The organism is Microcystis sp. M090S1 (assembly GCF_020246295.1).
GTDB classification, from domain to species: Bacteria; Cyanobacteriota; Cyanobacteriia; order Cyanobacteriales; family Microcystaceae; genus Microcystis; species Microcystis aeruginosa.
The window spans coordinates 1-3,713 of record NZ_JADBTF010000087.1 but is presented as its reverse complement, the minus strand read 5'-3'; the positions used below and the strand labels follow the sequence as shown (position 1 = coordinate 3,713).

General features: G+C 42.2%; 4 protein-coding genes and 1 pseudogene. All 5 read left to right on the top strand.

Annotation, left to right across the window (positions count from 1 at the left end; translation table 11 throughout):
- Positions 1-135 precede the first annotated feature (135 nt).
- Positions 136-516 (top strand): annotated as a pseudogene (locus tag IM477_RS03865) (alanine-zipper protein); the annotation flags it as partial.
- Between the two features lie 201 nt (positions 517-717).
- Positions 718-1,593: a Uma2 family endonuclease gene (locus tag IM477_RS03860; protein WP_287730599.1), complete on the top strand. Its 876-nt coding sequence runs from the start codon at positions 718-720 to the stop codon at positions 1,591-1,593.
- Between the two features lie 233 nt (positions 1,594-1,826).
- Positions 1,827-2,168, top strand: a complete 342-nt coding sequence (locus tag IM477_RS03855) for a hypothetical protein (protein ID WP_287730598.1) — start codon at positions 1,827-1,829, stop codon at positions 2,166-2,168.
- Positions 2,147-2,416 (top strand): DUF2283 domain-containing protein, encoded by a 270-nt coding sequence (locus IM477_RS03850; protein ID WP_002803000.1) that lies wholly within the window; start codon positions 2,147-2,149, stop codon positions 2,414-2,416. Before IM477_RS03855 ends, IM477_RS03850 begins: the two co-directional genes overlap by 22 nt.
- Before the next feature lie 51 nt (positions 2,417-2,467).
- Positions 2,468-3,397, top strand: coding sequence for a glycosyltransferase family 2 protein (locus tag IM477_RS03845; protein ID WP_287730597.1), 930 nt, complete (start codon positions 2,468-2,470; stop codon positions 3,395-3,397).
- Positions 3,398-3,713 lie beyond the last annotated feature (316 nt).

The window sequence follows — 3,713 nt, the reverse complement described above, 5'->3', positions numbered from 1 at the left end:
TTTTATGGGCAGATATTTTAAAACTGTCTCTTGAAGCTAATTATGATGATTATCTTGAAAAAAAATGATAATTAGACAGAAGTTCTCTTGTTCACATAGAGAACTTTATCTTCTTTTGTTTTCAAAATGAGAATTGCTGAACCACGGCAACCCAACGAGAAAGGATGGCTAATCAGTGGTCGTTTGGGATTAGCTTTAGTTCGTTGGCAGGGAGAATATAGAGGGGTAACAACCGTCTGGATTCGCTGGGCAACTTTAGATGGAATATTGTTACCAACCGAGCGAGAGTCGGCTGAGGAAGCACAACAGAAAGCTGAGGAAGCACAACAGAAAGCTGAGGAAGCACAACAGAAAGCTGAAGAAGCACAACAGAAAGCTGAGGAAGCACAACAGAAAGCTGAGGAAGCACAACAGAAAGCTGAGGAAGCACAACAGAAAGCTGAGGAAGCCGAAGAAAAAGCCGAGCGATTGGCGGCTAAACTTAGGGAATTGGGGATTAATCCCGAAAGTCTCTAACTTCCTCTGAGCGGATTTTGGTAAGACTCCCCTGGTGGTGTACTTCATTTTTGAATCGGCATTTTCACCAATGGAGAACGAGGAATTGACGACTGTTCCGATTTATTGTGCATCAAGGCTTGCGGCGTTCAGGGGTCTAAAATTGACATGAATGCCATATTATCTTGCTAAACTAAACACCAAACTAGCAACATTCCCCCCATGTACCAGAGAACGCCGTCCCTTCCACCCAAAGAAATGTTACCAACCATGTACGACCTCCCCAGCGAAAACCCGGAGGAACCTGGCTTGCCTGACGAATTTCATCTCTTCCAACCCGAATTATTGCGCCTGACCTTTCGACCTTCTAACTATCCTGCCGAACAAATATTTATCGCCAGCGATCTAAATCTCTACTACGACCCTTACCATCCCCAATGGTACAAGCGGCCGGACTGGTTTGCCGCTTTGGGAGTCTCGCGCCTGTACCAAGGAGAGGAATTGCGCCTGAGTTATGTGATTTGGCAGGAAGAAATTGTTCCCTTCATCGCCATCGAATTACTCTCTCCTGGAACGGAAGCAGAAGATTTAGGGCGTACCGTGCGGGGAATCAACCAACCTCCTACCAAGTGGGAAGTTTACGAACGAATTTTAGGCATTCCCTACTACGTGGTGTTCGATCGCTACAGCAACCAATTGCAGGCATTTACCTTAAAATCAGGAAAATATCAGCCTTTAAGACTAGAAAACCAGCAGTTGTGGCTAGAGGAAGTACAATTGGGATTGGGACTTTGGGCAGGAAATTGTCAAGGCATTGAGCGGTTGTGGCTGCGCTGGTACGGACGAGACGGCAATTGGATACTGACTCCTACCGAACAGGAAACCCAACGCGCCGAGCAGGAAGCTCAACGCGCCGAGCAGGAAGCTCAACGCGCCGAGCAGGAAGCTCAACGCGCCGAGCAGGAAGCTCAACGCGCCGAGCAGGAAGCTCAACGCGCCGAGCAGGAAGCTCAACGCGCAGAAAGAGAACGGCAGCGAGTTCTAGAACTAGAAGCTTTGTTGGCTCGTTACCAGGAACAATTCGGGCAGTTAAATTGAGAAAATAATGAATGGATTTTCTAAGCCATGAAAGTATCTTACTCAGTCACTCTGACGGTCGAAGCAGCGGCTATGCAGCTCTGGGTTGACAATTTGGTCAGGATGGGTTAAAGTAGCCAAAGCTAAAAGTAAATTTCGTTTATGAACTCAAACAGACTGCTTTTCTCTTGGATGATCTATTTTGTCCTCTAGAAAGTAACTTTGAGCTTCCCTTATTACTAAGCGATAGTAATATGACATCCCAAAACCTTATCGAAGTTGTAATTTCTCGAAATGGTTTGCCAATTCGTTTAACTTATAAGCAATGGTCACACATTACAGAGAATCATGATTACATGGCGGGATGTATTGATATGGTACTAGAAACTATTGCTGAACCTGATTTGATTGTTAAGGGATGGACTGATGAGCTAATAGCACTAAAACATTATCCGAAAACTGTTATCTCAAGAAAAGACGCGGTCGTCATCTATAAAGAACTAAAGAACGATGGATTTGTCATAACTGCTTTTTTGACATCCTCCTGCGAAGAAATTATCAAGCGAGGCATCCTATGGCAGAAGTCAATCTCTTAAAATCAATTCCTTATTTGCTAACCGCACCTTCTTCAAGAATCTGGATAGATTATGATGAAGAAGCAGATGTTTTATATATTAGCTTTCGTAAGCCTCAAAGAGCCAATGATAGTTTGCTAGAAGACAATATTATCTATCATTATAGAGACCGAGACTTAGTTGGATTAACTGTCTTGAAAGCTTCGGATTTTAACAGTGGAGATAGTGAAAATAAAATTAATGGCTCTGAAAATCCTGAAATGGGTTGACAATTTGGTCAGGGTGGGTTAGGATACCACGAGTTAACAGCAAATTCGTTTATGGCTGACTTCCAACTAACCACTCCTATCGCCTTCCTGATTTTTAATCGACCTGATACGACGGCGAGGGTATTTGAAGCTATCCGTCAGGCTAAACCACCTAAGTTATTAGTGGTTGCCGATGGTCTCCGTCCAGATAGAGCCGATGATATTGAAAAGTGTAAGGCGGCTCGTGCTATTATTGATGGAGTTGATTGGGATTGTGAGGTATTAACGAATTATTCGGATGTAAATTTAGGTTGTAAGAGTCGGGTTTCCAGTGGATTAAACTGGGTTTTTGATACAGTTGAAGAAGCAATTATTCTTGAAGATGATTGCCTACCGCACCCTAGTTTTTTTCAATTTTGTGAGGAACTGTTAGAATACTACAGGCATGACCAGAGAATTATGGTGATATCGGGAGATAATTTTCAGTTTGGGAGAAAGCGCACGGAGTACAGTTACTATTTTTCTCGCTATAATCATATTTGGGGTTGGGCAAGTTGGAGGCGAGCCTGGCAATATTATGATCTTAAAATGAAGCTATGGCAAGAAATTAGTGATGGTAGCTGGCTTGAGTCTATTTTAGGAGAAACTCAGGCGGTGAAATACTGGACGAAGATTTTTCAAACTGCTTATGATAATAAAGTCGATAGTTGGGATTATGGATGGACATTTGCCTGTTGGATTCAGAATGGTCTAACTATCCTTCCTAATGTAAATTTAGTTAGTAATATTGGATTTGGTGCGGATGCTACCCACACCAGCAGAGCCATTCAATCTGTTGTCAATAACCCAGTGAGGGAAATGTCCTTCCCTCTACAACATCCACCCTTCATCACTCGTCATTTTGAGGCGGACAGGTTCACTTGGGAAAATATTTATAGACCCCAGATAAGTTTGTTATTTAAGTTGAAATCCAAAATTTTTAAATTGTTAGGAGATACTTAATTATTCGTGCTAAAGATGAAACGAGATTTCTGCGTTATTTATAATTACCAAATAGATACCAATCTGGTTATGGAAGTGAAAAAATGAGATGACGATATTATCTTTACCTCTATTGCTCAGCTAACGCTAAATACTCAAAAAATGCCCTCTGGTTTATGTATTTATGGACTTCCCCCATACAGAAATACTAAAAAATCAACAAAACCCTTACTGCATGGAGCTTCTCAGAAAAAATTGAAAAGAGGCTACTGGGTACATTTTTCGCTTGAAAATGGCTGTACCGTTGACTGTATCTGGAGTAGAGCGATTCCGTAGA

Coding starts and splice junctions, on each gene's coding strand:
- IM477_RS03860 (WP_287730599.1), top strand. CDS start 718: ATGTACCAGAGAACGCCGTCCCTTCCACCCAAAGAAATGTTACCAACC.
- IM477_RS03855 (WP_287730598.1), top strand. CDS start 1,827: ATGACATCCCAAAACCTTATCGAAGTTGTAATTTCTCGAAATGGTTTG.
- IM477_RS03850 (WP_002803000.1), top strand. CDS start 2,147: ATGGCAGAAGTCAATCTCTTAAAATCAATTCCTTATTTGCTAACCGCA.
- IM477_RS03845 (WP_287730597.1), top strand. CDS start 2,468: ATGGCTGACTTCCAACTAACCACTCCTATCGCCTTCCTGATTTTTAAT.